The sequence below is a fragment of the Pararhizobium sp. DWP3-4 genome (assembly GCF_049898205.1).
In the GTDB taxonomy this organism is placed as follows: Bacteria; Pseudomonadota; Alphaproteobacteria; order Rhizobiales; family Rhizobiaceae; genus Pararhizobium.
Genome location: NZ_JAFCXF010000001.1, coordinates 884,251 through 908,690 on the forward strand (window position 1 = coordinate 884,251; position 24,440 = coordinate 908,690).

The 24,440-nt window shown below is 59.7% G+C and carries 24 protein-coding genes; 16 read left to right on the forward strand and 8 right to left on the reverse strand.

Annotated features, from left to right (window positions below; genetic code table 11):
* Positions 1-91: 91 nt before the first annotated feature.
* The 3 genes from ACP7E6_RS04175 to ACP7E6_RS04185 form a co-directional block, all read right to left on the reverse strand.
* Positions 92-736, reverse strand: coding sequence for an acyl-homoserine-lactone synthase (locus ACP7E6_RS04175; protein ID WP_426228158.1), 645 nt, complete (start codon positions 734-736; stop codon positions 92-94).
* 190 nt (positions 737-926) lie between these two features.
* Positions 927-1,664 (reverse strand): LuxR C-terminal-related transcriptional regulator, encoded by a 738-nt coding sequence (locus tag ACP7E6_RS04180; RefSeq protein ID WP_426228159.1) that lies wholly within the window; start codon positions 1,662-1,664, stop codon positions 927-929.
* 173 nt (positions 1,665-1,837) lie between these two features.
* Positions 1,838-4,150: an NADP-dependent malic enzyme gene (locus tag ACP7E6_RS04185; RefSeq protein ID WP_426228160.1), complete on the reverse strand. Its 2,313-nt coding sequence runs from the start codon at positions 4,148-4,150 to the stop codon at positions 1,838-1,840.
* A 205-nt stretch (positions 4,151-4,355) separates the two neighbouring features.
* Between ACP7E6_RS04185 and ACP7E6_RS04190 the strand changes: the two genes are divergently transcribed.
* Together ACP7E6_RS04190 and ACP7E6_RS04195 are read left to right on the forward strand one after the other, a co-directional pair.
* Positions 4,356-5,189, forward strand: a complete 834-nt coding sequence (locus ACP7E6_RS04190; protein ID WP_426228162.1) for a UDP-2,3-diacylglucosamine diphosphatase — start codon at positions 4,356-4,358, stop codon at positions 5,187-5,189.
* Positions 5,190-5,282: 93 nt separating this feature from the next.
* Entirely contained in the window at positions 5,283-6,503 is a 1,221-nt protein-coding gene (locus tag ACP7E6_RS04195; protein ID WP_426228164.1) for an MFS transporter, read from the forward strand.
* On the opposite strand, the gene dgcA is transcribed toward ACP7E6_RS04195, so the two are convergent.
* Positions 6,455-7,438 carry an N-acetyl-D-Glu racemase DgcA gene (gene dgcA / locus ACP7E6_RS04200; RefSeq protein ID WP_426228166.1) on the reverse strand — a complete coding sequence of 328 codons (984 nt, stop codon included), beginning with the start codon at positions 7,436-7,438 and terminating at the stop codon, positions 6,455-6,457. The genes ACP7E6_RS04195 and dgcA overlap by 49 nt on opposite strands.
* A 140-nt stretch (positions 7,439-7,578) precedes the next feature.
* On the opposite strand from dgcA, the gene ACP7E6_RS04205 reads away from it, so the two are divergent.
* The 4 genes from ACP7E6_RS04205 (at position 7,579) to ACP7E6_RS04220 (ending at position 11,872) form a co-directional block, all read left to right on the forward strand.
* Positions 7,579-8,721, forward strand: a complete 1,143-nt coding sequence (locus tag ACP7E6_RS04205) for an MlaE family ABC transporter permease (protein ID WP_426228167.1) — start codon at positions 7,579-7,581, stop codon at positions 8,719-8,721.
* Between the two features lie 35 nt (positions 8,722-8,756).
* Positions 8,757-9,572, forward strand: coding sequence for an ABC transporter ATP-binding protein (locus ACP7E6_RS04210; protein WP_426228169.1), 816 nt, complete (start codon positions 8,757-8,759; stop codon positions 9,570-9,572).
* Positions 9,573-9,676: 104 nt separating this feature from the next.
* Complete coding sequence (locus ACP7E6_RS04215; RefSeq protein WP_426228171.1) at positions 9,677-11,047, forward strand: MlaD family protein; 1,371 nt, start codon at positions 9,677-9,679, stop codon at positions 11,045-11,047.
* Between the two features lie 210 nt (positions 11,048-11,257).
* Positions 11,258-11,872 carry an ABC-type transport auxiliary lipoprotein family protein gene (locus ACP7E6_RS04220; protein ID WP_426228173.1) on the forward strand — a complete coding sequence of 205 codons (615 nt, stop codon included), beginning with the start codon at positions 11,258-11,260 and terminating at the stop codon, positions 11,870-11,872.
* Here the strand turns inward: ACP7E6_RS04220 and ACP7E6_RS04225 are convergent, their stop codons facing one another.
* Positions 11,873-12,136: a BON domain-containing protein gene (locus ACP7E6_RS04225; RefSeq protein WP_426228175.1), complete on the reverse strand. Its 264-nt coding sequence runs from the start codon at positions 12,134-12,136 to the stop codon at positions 11,873-11,875.
* 156 nt (positions 12,137-12,292) lie between these two features.
* Here ACP7E6_RS04225 and ACP7E6_RS04230 point away from each other — a divergent pair, with 156 nt between their 5' ends.
* Entirely contained in the window at positions 12,293-12,547 is a 255-nt protein-coding gene (locus tag ACP7E6_RS04230) for a sulfur globule protein precursor (RefSeq protein WP_426228176.1), read from the forward strand.
* A gap of 69 nt (positions 12,548-12,616) precedes the next feature.
* Here the strand turns inward: ACP7E6_RS04230 and hemF are convergent, their stop codons facing one another.
* Entirely contained in the window at positions 12,617-13,528 is a 912-nt protein-coding gene (gene hemF, locus ACP7E6_RS04235; protein WP_426228178.1) for an oxygen-dependent coproporphyrinogen oxidase, read from the reverse strand.
* A gap of 210 nt (positions 13,529-13,738) precedes the next feature.
* On the opposite strand from hemF, the gene ACP7E6_RS04240 reads away from it, so the two are divergent.
* Positions 13,739-13,999: a hypothetical protein gene (locus ACP7E6_RS04240; RefSeq protein ID WP_426228180.1), complete on the forward strand. Its 261-nt coding sequence runs from the start codon at positions 13,739-13,741 to the stop codon at positions 13,997-13,999.
* A 37-nt stretch (positions 14,000-14,036) separates the two neighbouring features.
* On the opposite strand, the gene soxR is transcribed toward ACP7E6_RS04240, so the two are convergent.
* On the reverse strand, positions 14,037-14,516 hold the full coding sequence (soxR, locus tag ACP7E6_RS04245; RefSeq protein ID WP_426228182.1) for a redox-sensitive transcriptional activator SoxR: 480 nt from the start codon (positions 14,514-14,516) through the stop codon (positions 14,037-14,039).
* Between the two features lie 73 nt (positions 14,517-14,589).
* On the opposite strand from soxR, the gene ACP7E6_RS04250 reads away from it, so the two are divergent.
* Positions 14,590-15,159: an NADPH-dependent FMN reductase gene (locus ACP7E6_RS04250; RefSeq protein WP_426228184.1), complete on the forward strand. Its 570-nt coding sequence runs from the start codon at positions 14,590-14,592 to the stop codon at positions 15,157-15,159.
* Positions 15,160-15,174: 15 nt separating this feature from the next.
* Here the strand turns inward: ACP7E6_RS04250 and ACP7E6_RS04255 are convergent, their stop codons facing one another.
* Positions 15,175-15,639, reverse strand: a complete 465-nt coding sequence (locus ACP7E6_RS04255; RefSeq protein ID WP_426228186.1) for a tRNA (cytidine(34)-2'-O)-methyltransferase — start codon at positions 15,637-15,639, stop codon at positions 15,175-15,177.
* A 393-nt stretch (positions 15,640-16,032) separates the two neighbouring features.
* Here ACP7E6_RS04255 and ACP7E6_RS04260 point away from each other — a divergent pair, with 393 nt between their 5' ends.
* From ACP7E6_RS04260 to ACP7E6_RS04290, 7 genes are all read left to right on the forward strand, one after another.
* Positions 16,033-17,898: an ABC transporter ATP-binding protein gene (locus tag ACP7E6_RS04260; RefSeq protein ID WP_426228188.1), complete on the forward strand. Its 1,866-nt coding sequence runs from the start codon at positions 16,033-16,035 to the stop codon at positions 17,896-17,898.
* A gap of 42 nt (positions 17,899-17,940) precedes the next feature.
* Positions 17,941-18,324, forward strand: a complete 384-nt coding sequence (locus ACP7E6_RS04265; RefSeq protein ID WP_426228190.1) for a hypothetical protein — start codon at positions 17,941-17,943, stop codon at positions 18,322-18,324.
* A 113-nt stretch (positions 18,325-18,437) separates the two neighbouring features.
* Complete coding sequence (locus ACP7E6_RS04270; protein ID WP_426228192.1) at positions 18,438-20,306, forward strand: ABC transporter ATP-binding protein; 1,869 nt, start codon at positions 18,438-18,440, stop codon at positions 20,304-20,306.
* Positions 20,307-20,676: 370 nt separating this feature from the next.
* A complete protein-coding gene (gene petA, locus ACP7E6_RS04275; RefSeq protein ID WP_426228194.1) occupies positions 20,677-21,255 on the forward strand; it encodes a ubiquinol-cytochrome c reductase iron-sulfur subunit in 579 nt (192 codons plus the stop codon).
* A gap of 14 nt (positions 21,256-21,269) precedes the next feature.
* Positions 21,270-22,541, forward strand: coding sequence for a cytochrome b (locus tag ACP7E6_RS04280; RefSeq protein ID WP_426228196.1), 1,272 nt, complete (start codon positions 21,270-21,272; stop codon positions 22,539-22,541).
* Positions 22,542-22,570: 29 nt separating this feature from the next.
* Positions 22,571-23,464: a cytochrome c1 gene (locus ACP7E6_RS04285; RefSeq protein WP_426228198.1), complete on the forward strand. Its 894-nt coding sequence runs from the start codon at positions 22,571-22,573 to the stop codon at positions 23,462-23,464.
* Between the two features lie 131 nt (positions 23,465-23,595).
* The gene (locus ACP7E6_RS04290) at positions 23,596-24,420 is read left to right on the forward strand and encodes a carbon-nitrogen hydrolase family protein (RefSeq protein ID WP_426228200.1); all 825 of its coding nucleotides are present in this window, start codon (positions 23,596-23,598) and stop codon (positions 24,418-24,420) included.
* Positions 24,421-24,440 lie beyond the last annotated feature (20 nt).

A 24,440-nucleotide genomic window follows, 5' to 3' on the forward strand; every position in this document is an offset into this window, starting at 1 on the left:
GTTGCTGCTTGGCAGCGTTAACGGCAGGCGGGAGTTTAATGCGAGGCGAGGCGGGAGAGCCACAATCGGCGGCTCTCCCGGGGCAAGGCAATTATGCCGCCCGGGCGGTTTCCAGGGACATTGGCCTTTCCAGCACCGATCCGCCGATTTCCGCGACGCTTTTCATCCGTTCCAGAAGGTCGGGCGTGACCTCCCAGGCAACGGCCACGGCGTAGACGGAACCGATCCGCTGCGGCTCTCCGATGCGCTCGCCGGGGCAGCCCATCCGCCTGAACATGCGCTCCAGGAAGACATCGGTGACGGTGACGATGTGGCTGAGACCGGATGACAGCCCGAGTTCGCCAACGCCGCACATCAGTTCCGCCGCCGCAATCGTCACCTGATTGGAGCCGCGATCCTGCGAGATGGTCGGATCGATGCAGAAACGGCTGGATTCCCAGACGGACGCGCTGCGCACCTGCGGATTGTCACCAAGCAGGATCGGGAACGTGTCATCCAGCATGTTGGGTCCAAGCGTCGGCAGCAGCCGCAGCGCACCGCGCAGGCGGCCCGTCTGCTCCGAATAGGAGAGCACGTAGAGTGGATTGGCATCATCATAGTGATCGATCTCCCAGTCGCCGCGAAGCGACACATCCCATTTCAGAAAATCGTGAAAGACACGCTTGCGCAGCCGGAACATGGCGTCGAGATCGCGCGGATGCTGCTTGCCGGTGTTACGATTGAAAATCCTGATCATTGTTTGCTCCTGTGTTCGTATGCGAGGAGCAAATGCTGTCAGGGATCGCCGGCCGGCATAACTGTCGGTAGTGACAGGTTTCCAATGCACGCAGACATGTTTCTCCTGACGGGAGGTCCGCAAGGACATCCCGTCAGGAGAAACAGGGGAGGTGATATCGGGCTGGCGCGCGCAGCGCCGCGTGGGGAAATCAGAACGTGGGAATGAGATCGCGACGGACGGCCTGGGCAACAGCCTGTGTATTGGAAACGACGTTCAGCTTCCGGCGGGCATTGGTCATGAAGAAGCGGACGGTGCGTTCGGAAATGCCGAGGATCGTACCGATTTCCCAATAACTCTTGCCGGCAGCGGTCCAGCCGAGCACTTCTGTTTCACGATGGGTCAACATCTTGGCACCATGCTCCGAAAGCTCAATCCGGCTGTCGTTTTCCAGAACGGACGCGTGGAAAAGATTGGCCAGCAGTTGAAAGTCGCGCAAATGGTTGCGCCGGTAGGCCGACCACTCTTCTGCTGGGACATCGGCATGGATCGCCAAAAAGGCCAGGCGGCGTGTGGGTGTCGGAAGTGGCAACGTCACACCGTCGATGCCAAGCCCCAATCGCACGGCGGCGGAAAAGAGCGGTTCACTTTCCGGATGAAGTTGGCGGGCGGCCGACCAGTCCACCGGCCTGATGCCGCCCATGGTAAGCCGAAGGATAGGGTCGATCCGCCGAAATCCTTCATCGAGATAGGTTCTGGCCGCGCAGGTACTGAAGGTATGATGTAGCCGGTGAATCGCGAAGCCTGTCGCCAGAACATCGACATCGGCATACAGTAGATTTGCAATACAGAAAGTGCTGCGCATCAGGGCGAAAAACCGTTTTGCTTCAACGAGTTTTTCGTTTTCCATAATGTCCAGCAGGTCAAAGAATGCCTGTTGGTCAGTCATGCTGCAAATACCCTCTTATTTAAGGGAATTTACCATGATAATGGTTTCTAGACTTTGTCTAGTGCAATCTTTGGTTAATAGAAATTTCTTAAATTTTACAATTTAAAATTGTATTTTTGAGCAAAATTACATTTCGATTGAGCCGGCTTAAAGCCGGCTCAATCGAGTTTAAATCAAGCCGGGTAGGAGGCTTCCACCACGGCCAGCGCTGCCATATTGACCACGCCGCGCGAGGTTACCGACGGCGACAGGATATGCGCGGGCAGGGCCGTCCCGAGCAGGATCGGTCCGACATGCAGGCTGTCGGTCATCGTCTTGACGACGCCGAGCGTGATATTGGCGGCGTCGAGATTGGGGAAGACCAAGAGGTTGGCCTCTCCGGCCAGCGTGCTGTTGGGCATGACGCGGCGGCGCAAGGTTTCCGAAATGGCGGAATCGCCGTGCATTTCACCGTCGGCTTCGAGATCGGGTGCGAGTTCGCGGACGATCTGCATCGCCTTGCGCATCTTGAAGGCGCTTTGCGAATCCCGCGAGCCGAAGTTGGAATGCGATACGAGAGCCGCGCGTGGGGTAATGCCGAAGCGGCGGATTTCCTGGGCGGCCATCACAGTCTTCTGGGCGATCTCCTCGGCCGTCGGATCGAAGGTCACGTAGGTGTCGGTGAGGAAGGTGGCGCCGCGCTGCGAGATCAGCAGGCTGAGTGCCGAGAAGTCGAGCACGCCCTCGCGTTTGCCGATGATCTGGGAAACGGCGCGGAGATGAGCGCTGTAGCGGCCTTCGACACCGCAGATCAGCGCATCCGCTTCGCCACGGCGCACGGCAAGCGCGCCGATGACGGTCTGGTTGGTACGCACGATGGTGCGGGCTGCTTCCGGAATGACGCCGAGGCGGCCGACCAGCGCAAAATAATCGTCGACATAGTCGCGGAAGCGCGGATCGCCTTCCGGATTGACCACCTCGAAATCGACGTCCGGACGAATGCGCAGGCCGTAGCGTTTGAGGCGGGTCTCGATGATATGCGGGCGGCCGATCAGGATCGGCCGGGCCGTGCCGTCTTCGAGCAGCACCTGGGCGGCACGCAGGACGCGCTCGTCCTCGCCTTCCGAAAAGATCACCCGGTTCTTCTGGGCATTCTTGGCGGCGGCGAAGATCGGTTTCATGATGAAGCCGGAGCGGAAGACGAAGCGGTTGAGCTGGTCGAGATAGGCGTCGAAATCGGCAATCGGCCGGTTGGCGACGCCGCTGTCGGCGGCTGCCTTGGCGACGGCCGGCGCGATGCGCAGGATCAGGCGCTGATCGAACGGCGAGGGGATCAGGTAATCCGGGCCGAACACTGGCGTTTCGCCGGAATAGGCCCGGGCGGCAACGTCGGACGGCTCTTCGCGGGCAAGGGCTGCGATGGCCCGCACGGCCGCCATCTTCATTTCCTCGTTGATCGTGCGGGCACCGCAATCGAGCGCGCCGCGGAAGATGTAGGGGAAACACAGGACGTTGTTGACCTGATTGGGGAAGTCCGACCGGCCGGTGCAGATCATCGCGTCCGGCCGGGCCGCACGCGCCAGTTCCGGCATGATCTCTGGATTGGGGTTGGCAAGCGCCATGATCAGCGGCTTTTCCGCCATCTGCACCAGAAGCTCCGGCTTCAAGACGCCGGCAGCCGAAAGGCCGAGGAAGACGTCGGCGCCGGCAATGCTGTCGGCCAGGACACGGTTGGCGCTGTCCTGAGCATAGATCGACTTCCACTCGTCCATCAGCACTTCGCGGCCGGTATAGACGAGACCTTCGAGATCGTGGACCCAGATGTTTTCGCGCCGGGCGCCGAGCGTCACCAGGAGATTGAGGCAGGCAAGCGCCGCAGCACCTGCACCGGACGTGACGATCTTCGCCTTGGCGATGTCCTTGCCGGCCAGTTCGAGCCCATTCAGAATGGCGGCGGCAACGATGATCGCGGTTCCATGCTGGTCGTCATGGAAGACCGGAATATCCATCTTCTCGCGCAACCGGCGTTCGACCTCGAAACATTCCGGCGCCTTGATGTCTTCCAGATTGATGCCGCCGAAGGTCGGCTCAAGGGCCGAAATGACATTGACCATCTGGTCGATTTCGGGCGCATCGATCTCGATGTCGAAAACATCGATGCCGGCGAATTTCTTGAACAGGACGGCCTTGCCTTCCATCACCGGCTTGGAGGCGAGCGGACCGATATTGCCAAGACCGAGGACCGCCGTGCCGTTCGACACCACCGCGACCAGATTGGCGCGGGCGGTATAGTCGGCGGCGGTCGAGGGATCGTCGCGAATGGCAAGGCAGGGGGCTGCGACGCCCGGAGAATAGGCAAGCGCCAGGTCGCGCTGGTTGCCGAGCGGTTTGGTCGGCTGGATCTCGAGCTTTCCTGGGCGTGGATAGCGGTGGAAGAACAGCGCCTGTTCATCGAGGTCGCCGCTTGCAGGAGCCGCTGGGGTCTTGGCCTTGTCGCCGGTGCTCATATTCGTATTCCCTACCTATTCGTCGCGGCTCTTTTTGCATGAAAAGGCGGCTCCGTACAGTTTCGAAACGGGCGTTTATCCCTGGTTTTCAGGAACAGGTGTTTCTCCGGCGTTACCGGTGGTTCCACAGGCTGTCATGCTCCTGAAACAAGAGTCTGTTTTTGAAGGCTTAGAAGAGAGGCACGATAGACCGTTGCGAGGCAAGATGACCGAGAAAGAGCAAGAACCGCGGCGTTTCAGGACCCTGTTCATTTCCGACGTTCATCTGGGATCGAAAGCCGCAAAGACCGACTACCTCCTCGATTTCCTGCGGGCCACCGAGGCGGAGACGATCATCCTCGTCGGCGATATCGTCGATGGATGGCGGCTGAAGCGCAGCTGGTACTGGCCGCAATCGTGCAACGATGTCGTCCAGAAGCTGTTGCGCAAGGCGCGCAAGGGCAGCCGCATCATCTACATTCCCGGCAATCACGACGAGTTCATGCGGGATTTCCCGGGCGTGCATTTCGGCGGCATCGAGGTCGCCCAGCGCCACATGCACGAGGCGGCGGACGGCCGTAAATATCTGGTGCTGCATGGTGACGAATTCGACGTGGTGGTGCGCAATGCCCGCCTGCTCGCCTATCTCGGCGATTGGGCCTATGACACAGCGATCGTCATCAATATCGGGCTTGCCGCCATCCGCCGCCGTCTCGGCATGCCCTACTGGTCGTTTTCGGCCTGGGCGAAGCAGCAGGTCAAGCACGCGGTCAATTTCATCGGCGAATTTCAGCGTGTGGTCGCCGACGAGGCGCGCCGCGAAAAGGCCGACGGCGTCATCTGCGGCCATATCCATCACGCTGTGATCGAGGATATCGGCGGCATCCGCTACATCAATACCGGCGACTGGGTGGAAAGCTGCACCGCGATAGCCGAGCACCATGACGGGACCATGGAGCTGATCACCTGGCGGGAATTGAGCAACGTGCCTGCGGTTCGCGAAGACACGGCCGAAGTGGAAATGATGATGGCACGGGCTCTTTCGCAACAGGCGGCATAAAACCGCAGGTATCTGCGAGAGTAGGGAAAACTAGCCGCTGGCGCTGTTCTCGGGCGTCGTGATAAATCATGGACGCAACTGTCAGGTCCTTCCATGATTCCCTCATCTCCGCCTCCCTTTCACGAGGAAGCGCCGCGCTATTTCGTGCCGCGCATCGCCTTGCTCTTCTGCGCGCCTCTCGTCGTCAACGGTTTTGCCATGCCGTATTTTCCGGTCTGGCTGAGTACCTTGTCGCTGAGCGATTTCGAAATCGGCATCATCCTTGCCTTGCCGATGTTCGTGCGCGTCATCACGGCGCCTCTTGTCGGGCTTTTGGCGGACAGGATCGGCGAGCGCGCCGAGGTTCTGATCTGGTCGGCCGTCCTGTCGCTACTGACGGCGCTGGCGCTGTTCGTATCCCATAGCTTCTGGTTCGTGCTGATCATCTATGCCGTGCAGGGCGGCGTCTATGCGCCCTATGTGCCGATCGTCGAGGCGATCGCGCTGACCGGCGTGCGCCGCTGGGGCTACGATTATGCGACCATGCGCGTCTGGGGATCCGTCGCCTTCATCGGGGCAACGATGCTGGGCGGCGTGATGGTCGGGTGGTATGGCGGCTCGATGGTGCTGCCTGCGATGGCCGGCGGTTTCATCCTGATGATTCTCTTGACCTTCATCGCGCCGCGCGTCGGAAAACCGCGCCGGCCATCGACCTTGACGACGCTGACGGAACCGCCGCCGAAGGCGTTGCGCAAACTCGATTTGCAACTGCTTTTGATCGGCGTGACGCTGGTCAACGGCAGCCACGCGATGCTGTTCGCCTTCTCGGCGATCTACTGGCAGCATATCGGGTTTACCGGCACCGAGATCGGCCTGTTGTGGAGCGCCGGGGTCGCTGCCGAAGTTCTCATGTTCTTCTGCGCCAAGATGATCATCCGGCGGTTCAGCCTGTGGACGATGATCTTTTCAGGCTGCGTGCTTGCCGTCGTGCGCTGGATCATCTTTCCGATGGACCTCGGCTTCGGTGGCTATTTCGCCTTGCAATGTTTCCACGCGTTCACCTATGCGATCATGCATACGGGCATGCAGAACATTCTTGTGCAGCGGGTTCCCGAAGAGCAGGAGTCCTCGGCACAGGGACTGTATTTCTTCTACACCGGCGTATTCTCGGCGATCTTTACCTTCACATCTGGTTATTTTTATACCTGGTTCGGCGTCCACGGATTCTATTCGATGTCCGTCGTTGCCTTCATCGGTTGCTGTTCTGCCTTTGCCGCCTGGTACCTTCAGCCCCAGAGGGCAGGAAGGGGCGGAAAGACCAGCGAATCGGCGTAGCGCAGGCCGGGCTCGCGGTCGCGGGCCAAAAGCAGCGGTCCGTCGAGATCGACGAAATCGGCGCCCTGCGCCAAAAGCACAGCCGGCGCCATGCCGAGCGACGTGCCGACCATGCAGCCAACCATGATCTTGAGGTTCAGCGCCCGCGCCGCATCGCGCATGCGCAAGGCCTCTGTGAGGCCACCGGTCTTGTCGAGCTTGATATTGACGGCATCGTAGAGCCCCACGAGCTTCGGCAGATCTTCGGTCTTGTGGACGCTTTCATCGGCGCAGACCGGCACCGGGCGGTGAACGGATGCAAGCAGGGCGTCATCTCCGGCGGGCAGGGGCTGTTCGATCAGCGCGACGCCTGATTCGGCGCAGACATCAAAATGATAGGCAAGATTGACCTCCGTCCATCCTTCATTGGCATCCAGAATGATAGCGCTGTCAGGGGCTGCTGCCCGTACGGCGCGAATGCGCGAGGCGTCGTCGGCGGTTCCGACCTTGATCTTCAGGAGCGCCCGATGGGCATGTTGCGCGGTCTGCGCCGCCATGGCTTCCGGTTCGCCAAGCAAAATCGTGTAGGCAGTGGTGAGCGGCGCCGGGTCGGCAAGTCCTGCCAGGGTAAAAGCGCGCGCGCCGGCTTTCTTCGCATCAAGATCCCAGAGCGCGCAATCGACGGCATTGCGTGCGGCACCGGCCTTCATGGTTTGCCGGAGTTCGTTGCGGTCAATGCCCGCCTCGATCCGCGGCCGGATGGTTTCGATTTCCGCCAGCACGCTGTCGATGGTTTCGCCGTAGCGTGCATAGGGCACACATTCGCCCATGCCGGCAAAAACGCCCTCCGAAATATGGCAGGTGACCACGGAGGCGGTGGTCTTGCTGCCGCGCGAAATCGTGAAACTGCCGGCGATCGGGAAGTGTTCGACAGCGGTTTGCATCAAACGGGTCATGGTGTTCTCCTGTGGCATCGATATCGCAGCGGCCAACCGTTTGGTCCAGAAACGTTTCCATCGGTGACAGACCGGGCTCAAGCGGCTATGAGTCGCTGACGTTTTATCAAATGCAGCCATCTCCGGAAGACCCAACAGACGTGACGCGTTCCCAAGAGAAAACCGACACCGACGTGCAGCTCGCAGAAGCTGACGATGGCAGCAACCGGGCTTATCGTTTCAGCGGCGATTGGCGCAGCGTCTCCATTCACTTGGCGACGCCGAAGCTGGATGCGTTCGCCGCAAAGGGCGGCGACCCCGCCGAGGTCGATCTGAGCGAAGTCACCGCCATGGATACGGCTGGCGCATGGGTTATTCGCCGCTTCATGACGCAGATCGGCGAGGTGAAGCTGACGAGCGACAAGCCGCGTTATCTCGAACTGATGAATGCCCTGCCGGAAATGCTGCCGGAATCAGCCACCGAAGAGAAGAAACCCGGCTCGCTTTTCATTCGCATTTTTACCCCTATCGGCAATTCGGTGGTCTCCGCCTGGGAAGACACCGTTGCGGCGATGTTCATTCTCGGATCGGCCGTGCGTGGCGCGCAGCTGAAGCTTGGCCGCCATAGCGGCCTGTCGCCGGCGGCGATCGTCAGCCAGATCGACCGCATGGGCGTCCAGGCAGTGCCGATCATCCTTTTGATGTCGTTCCTCATCGGTGCGATCATTGCCCAGCAGGGGGCGTTCCAGCTGCGCTATTTCGGCGCCGAGCTTTTCGTCGTCGATCTGGTCGGCATTCTGCAGCTGCGCGAAATTGGCGTGCTGCTGACCGCGATCATGATCGCCGGCCGTTCCGGTAGTGCGATCACGGCCGAAATCGGCTCGATGAAAATGCGCGAGGAAATCGATGCGCTGAAGGTGATGGGGCTGAGCCCGATCGGCGTTCTGGTGTTTCCAAGGCTCGTCGCGCTCACCATTGCGCTGCCGCTCCTGACGATCATCGCCAATTTCGCTGCTCTCACAGGGGCAGCTGTCGTCACCTGGAGCTATTCCGGGATCACCTTCGCGACGTTCCTGGCACGGTTGCAGGAGGCGGTGGATTTTTCCTCCGTACTGGCTGGCATGATCAAGGCGCCATTCATGGCGCTGATCATCGGTGTCGTGGCCGCTGTCGAAGGCTTGAAAGTCGGTGGCAGTGCCGAATCGCTCGGCAAACACGTGACGCAATCGGTGGTGAAGTCGATCTTCGTGGTCATTCTCGTCGATGGCCTGTTTGCGATCTTCTATGCGGCGATCAATTTCTGATGGAAGAGGTTTTGCCGGTGGATCCGAGGGAAGACATGACTGCAGACGTGCCCAGGCAAGCCGGCGAAAACGGCACGGAGGTCATCCTGTCGGTGAAGGATCTGACCGTCGGTTTCGGTTCGAATATCGTCCTCGACAAACTGAACCTCGATATTTATCGCGGCGAAATTCTCGGTTTCGTCGGCGCGTCCGGCACCGGCAAGTCGGTTCTGATGCGGACCGTGTTGCGCCTCTTGCCGCGCCGGTCCGGCTCGATCGAGATTCTCGGCGTCGAATATGATGCGGTGAGCGAAGAGGAGCGCATGGAACTCGATATGCGTCTTGGCGTTCTGTTCCAGCATGGCGCGCTGTTTTCGGCGCTGACGGTCAAGGAAAACATCCAGGTACCGATGCGGGAATATCTCAATCTGCCGCAGGAGCTGATGGATGAGCTGGCACGGCTGAAGATCGACATGGTGGGGCTGGCGCCGGAAGCGGCCGACAAATTCCCCTCCGAACTCTCCGGCGGCATGATCAAGCGCGCTGCTCTGGCCCGGGCGTTGGCGCTCGATCCCGACCTCGTCTTTCTCGACGAGCCGACCTCGGGGCTCGACCCGATCGGGGCAGCCGAGTTCGATAACCTGATCGCCAAACTGCGCGACACCCTTGGGTTGACCGTGTATATGGTGACTCACGACCTCGACAGCCTGTTTTCGGTCTGTGACCGGATTGCAGTGCTTGGCAAGAAAAAGGTTCTGGTCGAAGGCACGATCGAGGACATGCTGGCCTGCGACGACGAGTGGGTGACGTCCTACTTCCAGGGCAAGCGGGCGCGTTCAATCGTGCGCGAGGATGACAAGAAGGCTTCCTGACAGCGCTGCATGATTGAGACGTTGTACGAATGCTTGACTGAAGCCGACTGATTAATTGAAGCAAGGAGCCGCATTGGCGGCGTCCCCCAAGGGTACCGGTAGCAATGGAAACAAAAGCCAATTACGCCATCGTCGGATTTTTCACGATCGCGGTCATCTTCGCGGCCTTCGGCTTTGTCTACTGGATGTCTCAATATGGCCGAAGCGGCGAAATGGCGGAGCTGGTCATCAGTATTCCCGGATCCGCCAACGGTTTAAGCGTCGGCTCGCCGGTGCGCTTCAACGGCATCCCCGTCGGCTCGGTCCGCAGCCTCGCCATCAATTCCAACGATCCGCGCTATTCCGTTGCCGTGACCGAGGTGTCCGCCGATGCGCCGGTGTTGAAATCGACGACGGCGACGCTGGAGATCCAAGGTTTGACCGGTGCTGCCTATATCGAACTCAGCGGCGGCAACAAGGGAGACGAGAACATCCTGCGCAAGGCTCTTGATACCGGCACATCCGCGCAGCTGACCGCCGACCAGTCCAGCGTCACCAGTCTTCTGGCCACCGCAGACAAGATTCTCGACCGGGCCAACACGGCGATCGGCGACATTCAGGGCTTCGTCAAGGACGTGCGCGGACCGTTGACCGAGACGATCTCCAATGCCGAACGTTTCACCCGGTCGCTGGCCGACAATTCGGAAGGTATCGATCAATTCCTGAAGAGCGTCAGTGCGCTGTCGACCTCCATCACCGCTGCAGCCAGCAAGCTCGATTCGACACTGACTGCAGCAGACACTCTGGTGAAATCGGTCGATCCGAGGAAGATCGACCACATCGTCAGCAATGTAGAGAAGGTGAGCAACGATCTGAGTGCGGCGTCCACAGGCGTTGCCGACACCATCGCCTCGTTCAGGAAGACGGCCGAGACCTATGAACGGTTTGGCGAAAAGGCCACGGCATCGCTTGATCGCGTCGATACGCTGATCGCCTCCATCGACCCGCAAAAAGTTTCCGGAGCCGTCAACGACGTCTCGGCTGCCAGCGCCGATGCCCGCAAGGCGGTTGCCTCGGTGGCGGACTTCGCCGAGCGGATCAAGGGCCGGCAAAACGATATCGACCAGACGATCACCGATGTCACCCAGATGGCCAACAAGCTGAATGCGGCCTCCAGCCGCGTCGATGGCATCCTGGTCAAGCTTGACGGCTTCCTTGGCGATGCAGACGCGCCATCGCTGTCTGCGGATGCCCGTGCAACGCTCCAATCGTTCCGCAAGGTGGCCGATAACCTGAATGCGCAGATCGGCCCGATCGCTGAAAACCTCAAGCGCTTCTCCGGCTCCGGCCTGCGGGATATCGAGGCCCTGGTCAGCGATACGCGCCGGACGGTCAACACGCTCGATACGACGATTTCGACCTTCGACAAGGATCCGCAGCGGCTGCTGTTCGGCGGCGAAACGGTGAAGCAGTATGACGGGCGCACGCGCCGCTGAACCGAAGTCCCGAACGGTCATTCAAATCCGGAATTGCCGTTAAAGGTGCTGCCGAATCGGGTATTGCTGAGATAAGCGTGACGTTTGCGTGGCAAGGCTGCAAGCCTTGCCGGATTTTTACTCTGTCCGCGCTGGTTTGGCTGCTTTTTGGCTTGTTTTGAGCGGATCAGCCTCTACGTTGCTGCTGATTGGCGAAGGATAGTGTTTGAAATGATTTTTTCCGGTGTGTCGTTTGGGCGAAAGGCAGGTTTGATCCGGGCCTGTTCCGCATTTCTGTTGATCACTGTGCTTTCCGCCTGCGCCGGCAAGGCCAACAATGACACCTACAGCCTGTCTGCTTCGCCGGCTATCGAAGGTCCGTCTTCGACCAGGAAGCAGATACTCGTTCCCGAGCCGACTGCGCTGAAAGCGCTTGACAGCGATCAGGTGGTGATCCGGCTGTCGAGTTCGGAAATCCAGTATCTTGCAAAATCGCAATGGAGCGACCGTCTGCCGAAGATGGTCCAGGCAAAGCTGGTACAAGCCTTCGAGAATACCGGCAAGATCGGCGGCGTCGGCAAGCCGGGCGAGGGGTTGGCTATCGATTATCAGGTCATAACCGAAATCCGCTCGTTCGAAATTTCGACCGATGGCTCCGATACGGCCGTCGTCGAGATTTTCGCCAAGATTCTCAATGACCGCAATGGCACCGTCGGTGCGCAAAAAGCTTTCCGCGCGACCGTTCCGGTGCGTGGCAGCGGGGCGCCCGCCTTCGTCGCGGGTCTTGACGGCGCATTCGCGCAGGTGACAGGCGAAATCGTCAGTTGGACGCTGAAAGCGATCTGATCAGGAAACCACGATCCGGTTGACGATCTCCGCAACACCTTCGACGGTGTTTGCGGCTTCTTCCGCCCGCTCGGCCTCTTCAATCGTTGCGACCGTACCGCTCAGCACAATCATATTTCCCTTCGAGACCAGGGACACATCCGAGGCATCGAGCCCGTCCACCGTCGCCAGGCAGTTGGCGACCCGCGTTTCCAGGTCGGCCTGATCGCCCTCGAAAAGCTCCTCAGGGGTTTTGCCGTAAAACGTACGCTCTTTGAACACCATGGCTCAGTTCTCCCATCCGGTTATCTGCCGATAACGCGGTCGAGACGCTTTTGTTCGGACCTGTTCCATTCGAAACAGCGCGGATACGTGGCGCATGAGAGTGTTGGGTCACTGGATGAGACGAACTCATCAGGAACCAACAGAGGGAACATCAACATGCGCAAGCTCATCATTTCTGCCGCCGTCACAGTCATTGCCGCCGTCTCGTTCGCCGCTCCGTCGCAGGCCGGCGGACATGGCCATCACGGCCGTCACCATGGCGGGTTTTCGATCGGCTTCTACAACACCGGCTACTATGGCGGCGACTATTACGGCGGCGGCTATTATGAGCCGTCCTGCTACATCAAGAAGGTGAAGCGCTGGGACCGGTGGGGCAACCTGCATATCCGCCGCATCAAGATCTGCGACTGATACGCATCCTTCAGACAACAAAAATCCGGCCGCGCAAACGGACGGATTTTTCGTTCGTGCAATCCGGCTTTAAGGCCAGCGGACCACGGGTGGCAGCGATGACAGGATCGAATCGACATTACCGCCGGTTTTCAGCCCAAAAATCGTGCCGCGATCGTAGAGCAGGTTGAACTCGACATAGCGGCCGCGGCGTACCAGCTGCTCGTCGCGGTCTTCCTCGCTCCAGGGCTTGTTGAAATTGGCGCGCACGATCTTCGGGTAGATCAGGCTGAACGCCTTGCCGACGTCCTGGGTGAAGGCGAAGTCGGCTTCCCAGCCGCCTTTCTCCGCATCGGAATGCAGCCAGTCGTAGAAGATACCGCCGGTGCCCCGCGGTTCGTTGCGGTGTTTCAGGAAGAAATACTCGTCGCACCATTGCTTGAAGCGGGCGTGATCGGCAACCGGATGCCGCTTGCAGGCGATCTCCATGCCTTTGTGAAACAGCATCGTATCCGGGTCGGCCTGTGTGCGGCGGCTGTCGAGCACAGGTGTCAAGTCGGCGCCGCCGCCGAACCAGTGGCTGGTGGTGACGACCATGCGTGTGTTCATGTGAACGGCCGGAACGTTTGGATTGACCGGATGGGCGATCAGCGAAATGCCGGAGGCCCAGAACGCCGGGTCTTCTTCCGCACCTGGAATCTGGCTGCGGAATTCCGGTGAGAATTCGCCGTAGACCGTGGACGTATGAACGCCGACTTTTTCGAAGACGCGGCCGTCCATCATCGACATGCGCCCGCCGCCGCCGGCTCCCTTGTCGCGCAACCAGTCCTTGCCGATGAAACGCCCCGGCTCGCGGTCGGACAATGGGCCTGCCAGTTCGTCCTCGAGGGTTTCAAACGCGGCGCAGATGCTGTCCCGCAGGGATTGAAACCACGCTGTTGCTCTGGCCTTCTTGTCTTCGATATCCGCAGGCAATCCCTGCGGCAGGTTGGGTCGTTCCATGAAAAGTAATCCTGTTTGGCGGGGCCTCAAGCGGCAAGAAGAGCGCCGATTCGCATATTGGCCGACAGTTCATATTTTTGCCACAGCTGCAACTGTGCAGGCTTCAAGCGGTCAGGTTGCCGCAGGCGGCGGACAGGCGATTCGGCTCGCAAAAGCAGAAATATCTCCCTATCTTCTAGGCAAGAGGCTCGACTGGCGAAAGGTGAGCTTATGGCAAGAATTCCCGCAGGACCGCCGCTCGACGGTTTGAAACGTCAGATCGCCCGGCACCGGAATGGCGATCCGCAACGCAGTGACGGTCTGTTCGTGCGCGAGACGTTCCGGCTCGATCGCACGCATGCGCGTCAGAAGGCGCAGGAGTGGTTCGATTCCTGGCCGAAAGCCGCTTACTGGACCGAGGTCGAAAGCTGGCGTCAGCTCGACGGCGACCAGATCGAATTCACCATGCGCCGCCTGCCCAGCGCCGATTGAGGGCTCAATCCGCTGGCTCTCCGTTGGCGCCGTATCTCTATTCCGGTTCCTCACCGGCATGCTCGATGAGATAGGCGCCGGCACCCTTTTCCGACAGCGTGTCGTATGGATTGCGCAGCGGACAGTCGCGCATGGAAAGGCAGCCGCAGCCGATGCAGGATGTCAGCTGATCGCGCAATGCGGTGAGCTTGGCGATGCGCTCATTCAAATCAGCCTTCCAGTGCTCAGACAGGTGCGCCCAGTCGCTCGTCAGCAATTGCCGGTCGTTTGGCAGGGCGGAGAGTTCCCTTTGAATGTCGGCTAGCGGAATTCCCGTGCGCTGGGCGATCTTGATGACGGCGATGCGGCGCAGCACGCTGCGCGGATAGCGGCGCTGGTTGCCCCGGCTGCGCCTGCTCTTGATCAAGCCCTTTGTCTCGTAAAAATGCAGCGTCGATACCGCGACGCCGCTGCGCGCGGCGACCTCTCCGACCGTCAGTTCGCGGCGGGGCAGGTCGGTTCGATCTTTTTCCGGCATGTCTGTTGACCTCAACTTTAGTTTAGGTTCTATACCATCAGCTCCATCGATCAACAACGGAGCTTTCGCAGACATGAACGAGAAAATGACCATCGCCGTCGTCTATGGCAGTGCCCGGCAAGGACGCTTCTGCGACACGGTCGTCAACTGGGTCTTGACGGAGTTGTGGGCCGAAAGCGGTTTCCGGGTCAGCCTCATCGATCCCCTTGAGTTCAAGGGAGCGGCCGGCGATGTGACGCTGAATGCCGAAGCGCTGGAGGAAAGGATTGCCGAGGCCGACGCCTTCATCGTCGTCACCCCGGAATACAATCACGGTTATCCGGCTCCGCTCAAGGAGCTGATCGACAGTTGTTATGAGCCTTGGCACGCAAAACCGGTTGCCTTCATCTCCTATGGCGGCGTCTCGGGAGGGCTGCGCGCGGTGGAGCAGTTGCGCCAGGTGTTTGCCGAGCTGCACACGGTGACGATCCGCGATACCGTCAGTTTTGCCAATGTCTGGGCACAGTTCGATGCGGCCGGCAATCCGTTCAAGGCGGTAGAAGCCAGGGCCGGGCTGATGGTGATGTTGCGGCGGTTGAAATGGTGGGCGAGGGCGCTGAAGACTGCCCGGGCCGAAAATGCCTATGGCGGGGTCGCGGCATAAGGCTGGGCGGCAGGTTTAGCCGTTGACCTGCCGGATCGCCTCGCCAGCGATCATCGCCACAGACATGGCAACGTTCAGCGACCGCTGCCCCTCGACCATCGGCACGATGATGCGCCCGTCCGCCTTGTCATGGACGTGATCCGGCACACCAGCGCTTTCGCGGCCGAACAGCAGGGTATCGTTCGGCTGGAACCGGAAGCGCGTGTAGGGCTCGGCGGCCTTGGTGGAGGCCAGCACCAGCCGGCGGCCCTCGGCAAGCCGGGCTTCTTCGAAACGCTGCCAGTTGACGTGCCGGGTCAGCGTGACCGAGGCGATATAGTCCATGCCGGCGCGCTTGAGGTTCTTGTCCGACAGGTCGAAGCCCGCCGGCTCGATAATATCGACGGCGAGACCCAGACACGCGGCAAGGCGAAGGATCGTCCCGGTGTTGCCGGGAATGTCGGGCTGATAGAGGGCGATGCGGAGCGAATGGGATGACATATCAACAAGTCTTATGGGGTCCATCAATGGCCGTAATCAATCTGTGCCGTAATGGCAACAGAATCCTGGTTGAGACAAAAATGATGAAAAAAACGCCATCGCCAATCTGGCGTACCGGCACAAATCAATCTATGTCTGCAGCATCTGCAACGCGAACCACAGGAGGCTTACATGGATATTCGAATGATCACCAGCCTCCAGGCTGTGCCTCCAGTCCGCTTGGGCTGACCGGTTTCGCGCTTTTCCTTTTTTTAAACTCTTGCGCACGACCGCCCGCTTTCCGGACGAACACGTTTCGTATGCAAGATTGAGTTGTTTTCCGGTTTTTAATGTCTAATCGATGAATGCGGGGCTTCCCCGCCTTCCTTCACTGGATTCCTGAAGGAGCCTATCATGTTCGGCTGGTTTGAATCCCGCCTTAATGCCTATCCGGTCGAGGAACCCACGGTTCCGCCGCAAGGTCTGTTCGCATTCTGCTGGCACTATACCAAGCCTGCGGCACCCTGGCTGTTGACCATGTCGATCTGCACCATGCTGATCGCGGTCGGCGAAGTGGCCCTGTTCCAGTTCCTCGGCAATGTCGTCGACTGGCTGTCTTCGGCCAAGCAGGACACGTTCCTGCAGAGCGAAGGCACCAAGCTGATCTGGATGGGTGCGCTGATCCTGATCGGTCTGCCGACGGTGGTGGCGATCGATTCGATCATCATGCACCAGGTGTTGCTCGGCAATTATCCGATGATCGCACGCTGGCAGATGCATCGCTATCTGCTGCGGCAGGGCATGACCTTTTTCGCCAACGAGTTTGCCGGCCGTGTCGCCACCAAGGTGATGCAGACCTCGCTTGCCGTGCGCGAAACGGTGATGAAGATCCTCGACGTCTTCGTTTACGTCGTCGCCTATTTCATCTCGATGCTGGTGGTGGTCGCTGCGGCCGACTGGCGGCTGCTCGCGCCGCTGATCGTCTGGATCATCATCTATGTCTGCATCGTCACATATTTCGTGCCGCGCCTGCGCAAGATCTCCAAGGATCAGGCGGATGCGCGCTCGATGATGACCGGCCGCGTCGTCGACAGCTATACCAACATCGCCACCGTCAAGCTATTTTCGCATGCCGGCCGCGAGGAGGTGTATGCCAAGGAAAGCATGGATGCGTTCCTGCAGACCGTGCACCGGCAGATGCGCAAGGTGACGCTGTTCCATGTGCTCGTCTACACCAACAACTGCATCGCGCTGTTTGCGATCTCGGCGCTCGGCATCTATTTCTGGATGACCAGCGGCATGTCGGTCGGTTCGATCGCCATTGCCGTGTCGCTCGCCATGCGTATCAACGGCATGTCGCAGTGGATCATGTGGGAAGTCTCGGCGCTGTTTGAAAACATCGGCACCGTCTATGACGGCATGAGCATGATGACCAAGGCACATGACATCGTCGACAATCACGATGCCAAGGTGCTGAAGGCGCCGCAGGGCGCCATCGCGTTCGAAAACATCGGCTTCCACTACGGCAAGAACAAGGGCGTGATCGACAACCTCTCGCTCGACATCAAGCCGGGCGAAAAGATCGGTCTGGTTGGACGCTCAGGTGCCGGCAAGACGACGCTGATGAATGTGCTGTTGCGCTTTTACGATCTCGAATCCGGCACGATCCGGATCGACGGGCAGGACATTTCCGCGGCAACGCAGAACAGCCTGCGCGCGCAGATCGGCGTGGTGACGCAGGATACGTCCCTTCTGCATCGCTCGATCCGCGACAACATCGCCTATGGTCACCCCGAGGCTGACGATGCCGACATCATCGCCGCTGCCAAGCGGGCCAATGCCTGGGACTTCATCGAGTTGCTCGAGGATAACCAGGGCCGCAAGGGGCTCGATGCGCAGGTTGGCGAGCGCGGCGTCAAGCTCTCCGGCGGCCAGCGGCAGCGGATCGCGATTGCCCGTGTCTTCCTGAAGGACGCGCCGATCCTGATCCTCGACGAAGCGACCTCGGCGCTCGATTCGGAAGTGGAGGCCGCGATCCAGGAAAACCTGTTTGCCCTGATGAAGGGCAAGACGGTGATCGCGATTGCCCACCGCCTGTCGACGCTGACGGAGATGGACCGGCTGGTCATCCTCGAAGCCGGCAAGATCGTCGAAACCGGCAGCCATGCCGAGCTGATCAGCCGCAGCGGTCTGTATTCCGACCTCTGGTCGAGACAGTCCGGCGGCTTCATCGCTGATGATGGCGATGGTGCAAACCAAAAGGAGGAGGCGGCCGAATAGGCCGCCTCCGAGCTTCGCATGCTATCTCCCGGGACGATCGACGTGAGCGCTATCGGTTTTGAATTCGACATCCTGATCAAGGGGGAGCGCACGCAGGCCTTCGATGTGTTCACCGCGGCCAATCCGGACTGGAAATGCCGCTGTGGAAAGAGCGGCGGCATGCTGGCCGAGCCACCACAGCTGACGGTGGATCAGCCGGATGCGTGTGCCTTCGTGGCGCTGCATGTCGATGCGTATGCGACGCAGCTTTCGGCGCTGCGGGTGCTTGGCCATGGTCATGGCGTCCGCATTGCCGTCCATTTTGACAGTGCGACAATGACGGCCTTGAGCCTTGGTCTCAAACCCTCGACCATGGCGCTGGTTTCGGCACTCGGCTATCAAGTCGAGTTTTGCCTTTATCCGTCCACAGAGCACGACGACGACTGAAAACTCGATCCGAACGCGCCCCTTTGGGAACATGACGAATTTGTAATTGAGATCATCAGCCTTCGCGGTTGATTGCCGATTGCCGCGCGCGCGAATCCGCCTATATCGGACATATGCTTTTGCGCGCCCTGTTCGCTTTTTTCGAAAACTGGATCCAGCCTTTCGCTGCTCGCGACGGCTTGCAGCCACCTGAGCGGCTGATCCCCTACGTTTGGTTTTATATCAGGCAGGCCAAGGCGCCGTTCATCGCCATGCTTGTTCTCGGCGGCCTGACGGCGGCGATCGAGGCGACGCTGTTCTGGTTCGTCGGCCGCATCGTCGATATTCTTGCCACGGTCAAGCCAAGCGACGGCTGGAGCGGGCTACTTGCAGACCACGGCGCCGAACTGTTCGGCATGCTCGTCCTGATCGGCGTCGTCCGCTTTGTCGTGTCGCTGGTGATGGCGCTGGTCGATCAGCAGGTGATCACACCCGGCTTTTACAATCTGGTGCGCTGGCAATCCTACCTGCATGTCTCGCGACAGTCTTTGTCTTTCTTCCAGAACGATTTTTCCGGCCGCATCGTCACCAAGGTCTGGTCGGGCGGGCAGGCGGTCGGCGATGTCGTGACCTCGCTGATGGAAAGCGTATGGTTCGTCGGCATCTACTCGGTCTCGACGCTGGTGCTGGTCGGTCAACTCGATCTGTCGCTTGCCGTTGTCGTTCTTCTCTGGCTGATCGGCTTTGCCTTCCTGGCACGTTATTTCGTTCCGCGCATCCGCAAGCATTCGAGGGAAACTGCGGAAGCGTCGTCGATGCTCAGCGGCCGCATGGTCGATGCCTACAGCAATATGCAGACGCTCAAGCTGTTTGCCCGCGACGAGGAAAACGACCGCTACATGCGGCAGGGTTTCGATATCTTCCAGGACAGCATCATCCGCTTCACCCGGTTCATCACCGGCGTGCGGGCGTCGATGGCGTTTCTGTCGGGGATCATGATCGTCACCATGGCGGGGCTCAGCGTCAATCTCTGGCTTTCAGGGGCGATCAGCTCAGGGGCGGTCGCGTTCACCATGGCCCTGATCCTGCGGCTGAATTTTCTCTTGAGCCGGATGATGGTGCAGTTCAACGGCATCATGCGCAATATCGGCACGATCCAGAATGCCGCCGAGATGATTTCGCAGCCGGTGCAGCTTGTCGACCAGCCGAATGCACCGAGCCTCGTCGTCAACAGCCCGGCGATCCGTTTTGACAATATCCATTTCCATTACGGCAAGGGGCAGGGCGTCATCGACAATCTGTCTCTTGTGGTCAGGCCGGGTGAAAAAATCGGCATTGTCGGCCGGTCAGGCGCGGGCAAGACGACGCTCGTCAATCTGCTGTTGCGCTTCTACGACCTTGAAGCCGGCCGCATTCTGATCGATGGGCAGGACATTTCGACGGTGCGCCAGGAATCGCTGCGCATGCAGATCGGCGTCGTCAGCCAGGATACATCGTTGCTGCACCGGTCGATTCGCGACAACATCCTGTTTGGCCGGCCGGATGCGGATGAAGACGGCCTGCGCGAAGCGGCGGAAAAAGCCGAGGCGCTGGATTTCATCGAGAACCTGCAGGATCAGCGCGGACGCAAGGGGTTTGACGCCCATGTCGGCGAGCGCGGCGTCAAGCTGTCCGGCGGACAGCGCCAGCGGGTGGCGATCGCGCGGGTGATGCTGAAGGATGCGCCGATCCTCGTGCTCGACGAGGCGACCTCGGCGCTCGATTCGGAAGTCGAGGCTGCCATCCAATCCAATCTCGATAGGCTGATGCGAGGAAAAACCGTGCTTGCCATCGCACACCGGCTGTCCACCATCGCAGCGCTCGACCGTCTGATCGTCATGGACCAGGGCCGGATCGTCGAAGATGGCACCCATGACCAGCTGATATCAGCCGGCGGCCTTTATGCTGATCTCTGGCTGCGCCAGTCGGGTGGATTTCTCGCCCGCGAAGCTGCGGCCGAATAGCGCACCAAGCCGCTATCCACGGGCGTGGAAAAGCCTTGTTTTGACCGCGCCGGACGGCAAAAATCGGTTTGCGAACATTGGCTTCGGTTTTCCCGCGACATTGTGGCTCACCTCTTGCGCTCAAGGCTAGACATCCCCAGCGATCAAGCATAGAACGCGCCGGAATGCCGGGGAATCTGCCGTTTCTGATACGTGTGGGGTTCGCCCGGTTTTGATGTATGACGCGGGAGAGCGAAAGTTTTCTTCGAATCGTGCATAGAGGCTTATTGATTTGGCGCTGTTCTTTCGCTCAAGTGTCAGCACGGGGCGCGGATCGACGCCGGGGACAGTGCGGTTTCCGCAAAACATTGCGTGAGAGGATGGTTTAGCCGTGAGCGAACACGAGATATCAAGCGAAACCTCGGGCGAGCCCACTCGCCGCGATTTCCTGTATTTGACGACTGGGATGGCAGGCGCAGTCGGCGCAGCAGCCGTGGCATGGCCATTCATCGACCAGATGCGGCCTGATGCCTCGACGCTGGCGCTGGCCTCGATCGAGGTCGATGTTGCAAGCCTGCAGCCGGGCATGTCGCTGACCGTAAAATGGCGCGGCAAGCCGGTGTTCATCCGCAACCGTACCGACAAGGAAGTCGAGGAAGCCAACGCTGTTGCGCTGGCCGACCTGAAAGACCCGGTTGCGCGCAACGCCAACCTTCCAGCCGATGCGACTGCGACAGACCTTGATCGCTCCGCCGGCAAGGAAAGAGAAAACTGGATCGTCATGATCGGCTCCTGCACGCATCTCGGTTGCGTTCCGCTCGGCCAGGCTGGCGATTTTGGCGGCTGGTTCTGTCCGTGCCACGGCTCACACTACGATACGGCCGGCCGTATTCGTAAGGGCCCGGCACCACAGAACCTCGCCGTACCGACCTTTGCGTTCGCTACCGACACAGTCATCAAGATCGGTTGAGGGGAATACTGATTATGAGTGGTGATCATTCAACCTATACGCCGACGTCCGGTATCGAGAAATGGGTGGATTCGCGCCTGCCGCTGCCGCGGCTCGTGCATGACAGCTTCATTTCCTATCCGGTTCCGCGCAATCTGAACTACGCCTACACATTCGGCGCCATGCTGTCGGTCATGCTGATCATCCAGATCCTGACCGGTGTCGTTCTGGCCATGCACTATGCCGCCGAAACGACGGTCGCCTTCAATTCCGTCGAGAAGATCATGCGCGACGTCAACCAGGGTTGGCTCCTGCGCTACATGCATGCCAACGGCGCGTCGTTCTTCTTCATCGCCGTCTACCTGCATATCGGCCGTGGTCTCTACTACGGCTCCTACAAGGCTCCGCGCGAAATCCTCTGGATCCTCGGCGTTGTCATCTACCTTCTGATGATGGCCGCGGGCTTCATGGGCTACGTTCTGCCCTGGGGTCAGATGTCCTTCTGGGGTGCGACCGTTATCACCGGCTTCTTCTCGGCCTTCCCGCTCATCGGCGAATGGATCCAGCAGTTCCTGCTCGGTGGCTTTGCCGTCGATAATCCGACGCTCAACCGCTTCTTTGCGCTGCATTACCTGCTGCCCTTCATGATCGCCGGCGTCGTTGTCCTGCATATCTGGGCGCTGCACGTCGTCGGTCAGACCAACCCGACCGGCGTCGAGGTCAAGACCAAGACGGACACGGTTGCCTTTACCCCCTTCGCCACCCTCAAGGATGCGCTCGGTGTATCGGTGTTCCTGCTGGTTTACGCCTGGTTCGTGTTCTACATGCCGAACTTCCTCGGCCACCCGGACAACTACATTCCGGCGAACGCCCTGAAGACACCGGCTCACATCGTTCCTGAATGGTACTACCTGCCGTTCTACGCGATGCTGCGCGCCATCACCTTCAATGTCGGCCCGATCGATTCCAAGCTTGGCGGCGTTCTGGTGATGTTCGGTGCGATCATCATCCTGTTCTTCCTGCCCTGGCTCGATACGTCGAAGGTTCGCTCAGCGGTTTATCGTCCCTGGTACAAGCTGTTCTTCTGGCTCTTCGTGGTCAATGCCATCCTGCTCGGCTGGCTTGGCTCGCGCCCTGCCGAAGGCCTGTACGTGGTGATGTCGCAGCTTGGCACTCTCTACTATTTCGGTTTCTTCCTCGTCATCATGCCGGTTCTCGGCCTGATCGAGACGCCGAAGCGCATCCCGAATTCCATTACCGAGGCGGTTCTGGAAAAGCAGGCTGCGAAAAAGTCTGTTGCTGCGTGATGTCTGACAAGAACAAGGGACCCAAAACAATGAAAAAGCTTGTTACAGGCATTCTTTCGCTCGCAGTCGTCGCCGGACTTGGTGCTGGCATGGTGTTCGCCGCAGAGACCGGCGAAGCCAAGCCTGCGGGTGCTGCCGCTGAGGAAGAGCATGGCGGCGGTACGCCGCACTTCCCGATCCACAAGCCGGAACAGGAAAAATGGTCCTTTGCCGGACCGTTTGGCCACTATGACAAGGGCCAGCTGCAGCGCGGCCTGAAAATCTACACCGAAGTCTGTTCCGCCTGCCACTCGATGAACCTGGTGTCCTTCCGTACACTGGAAGGCCTGGGCTATTCGCCCGCCCAGGTGAAGACCTTTGCGGCCAACTATGAAGTCCAGGACGGCCCGAATGCCGAAGGCGAGATGTATACCCGCAAGGCCGTGCCTTCGGATCATTTCCCGTCGCCGTTCCCGAATGCCGAGGCTGCTGCTGCTGCCAACAATGGTGCGGCACCGCCGGACTTTTCGCTGATCGCCAAGGCGCGCGGTATCGAACGCGGCTTCCCCACCTTCATCTTCGACATGTTCACCCAGTATCAGGAAGGTGGCCCGGATTACATTCATGCGCTGCTGACCGGCTACCAGGAACCGCCGAAGGGTGTCGAGATTTCGCCGGGCACGCATTACAACCCGTACTTCGCCAATGCTGCGGCTCTTGCTATGGCAAAGCCGATCGCCGACGATCAGGTCACTTATGACGACGGTTCGCCGCAGACGGTCGAGCAATATTCGCGCGACGTCTCCGCGTTCCTGATGTGGGCTGCCGAGCCGCATCTGGAAGCGCGCAAGCGCACCGGCTTCATGGTGATGATCTTCCTGTTGATCTTCACCGGCCTGATCTACCTGACGAAGAAATCGGTCTACGCCAACAAGGAGCATTGAGTTTTCTCAATCTTCCAAACGACAAGAGGCGGCCCAAGTGGCCGCCTTTTTTTGTGTCTGCGCGTTGTCCATACCGCTCAGCGGCGAGATGATGTGATTCGTACGCAAGTAGGGCGCTGATGAAACTGGCGATGGCGCAGACCGTTGTCTCGGCCGACATTGCCGCCAATGGGGCGGCGATACGCGTCATGATCGTCAATGCGGCGGAGAAAGGCGCGAGAATCGTCGGTTTTTGCGAGGGCGCTCTTTCTGGCTATTCGAAATTCCAGATCGGCAGCCCGGCCGAATGGGAGGGGTTTGACTGGGCTGCGCAAGAGGCTGCGCTTCGCTCTATCGCTGCGCTTTGCGGCGAGCTTGGCATTTTTGCCGTGGTCGGCGGAGCGCACCGGCTACCGGCCGGACATCCGCCGCACAACAGTGTCTATGTCCTTTCCGATTCCGGATCTTTGCTGACGCGGTATGACAAGCGATTTCTGTCCAACAGCGAACTCGGCGGCTGGTACACGCCGGGAGCCCTGCCAATTATTGTCGAGGTCGATGGTTTTCGTCTTGGCTGCGCCATCTGCATCGAGTCGCAATTCCCTGAGATATTCAGTGATTACGAGAGGATGGGTGTCGATGGCGTGATTTTCTCATCCTATGGACTCCCATCCTATTTCCAGATCGCGTTGAGGGCACATGCCGGATTGAACTGCCTCTGGATCGGGGCGGCGACCCCGGCACAGAAAGCCGGCAAGGGACCCGCCGGTATCATTGGCCCGGATGGCGAGTGGATGGCACAATGTGCGCCAACACCGGAGCCCGGTCTGGTCGTGGCCGACCTGGACCGGACCGATCCCACTTATGACATCCCGCTGCAGAAAGGCCGGCCTTGGCGCGTCAGGGCAAGGCAGGGGGATATCTATCGCGATCAGATGATCGATGATCCGCGTAGCCACACCAGAGACGGGTATTGATGTGGGCTTTTATCCCAGCT